The following is an 801-nucleotide window of genomic DNA, read 5'->3' on the forward strand; positions in this document are numbered from 1 at the left end:
ACCTTTTGGAAGAAGTCGTCGAAGGTGGAATCAATAACTGGGGTGAAGTCGTAACAAGGTAGCCGTATCGGAAGGTGCGGCTGGATCACCTCCTTTCTAAGGAGAATTGCCTACTGTTTAATTTTGAGGGTTCGTTTTTACGAATACTCAATTAGCACTTTGAGCAACGGAATTTATTCGTTGGCGCTGTGCGTTAGCACTTTGAAAACTGCATATATATATTTAGTGATATGACATCTAATTTGTAATATATAAAGTTGATAACTTTTAAAAATTATCGAAGTTGATAGCTTCTAATCTATCAAACCTTTTTAACTGGTCAAGTTATTAAGGGTGCAGGGCGGATGCCTTGGCACTAGGAGCCGATGAAGGACGCGATAAGCTGCGATAAGCTTCGGGGAGTTGCACGTAAACTTTGATCCGAAGATTTCCGAATGAGGAAACTCACTTAGAGTAATGTCTAAGTATCATTAAGTGAATACATAGCTTAATGAGGGGAACTCAGGGAACTGAAACATCTAAGTACCTGAAGGAAGAGAAAGAAATTCGATTCCGTAAGTAGCGGCGAGCGAACGCGGAATAGCCCAAACCAATAAAGTTTTCTTTATTGGGGTTGCGGACATATCTTAAACGAAGAGGTATCGTAATTGAAGAGGTTTGGAAAGACCCACCACAGAAGGTAATAGTCCTGTATGTCAAACGAGAAAACTTCAGATATGATCCAGAGTACCACGGGACACGTGAAACCCTGTGGGAAGCAGGAGGGACCACCCTCCAAGGCTAAATACTACCTAGTGACCG

The 801-nt window shown here is 41.9% G+C and carries 2 rRNA genes; both read left to right on the top strand.

The window, feature by feature from the left end:
* Nucleotides 1-96, top strand: a 16S ribosomal RNA gene (locus tag IC219_RS21305); the annotation flags it as partial.
* Between the two features lie 221 nt (nucleotides 97-317).
* Nucleotides 318-801, top strand: a 23S ribosomal RNA gene (locus tag IC219_RS21310); the annotation flags it as partial.

This window comes from Clostridioides sp. ES-W-0018-02 (assembly GCF_020658175.1).
GTDB lineage: Bacteria > Bacillota > Clostridia > Peptostreptococcales > Peptostreptococcaceae > Clostridioides.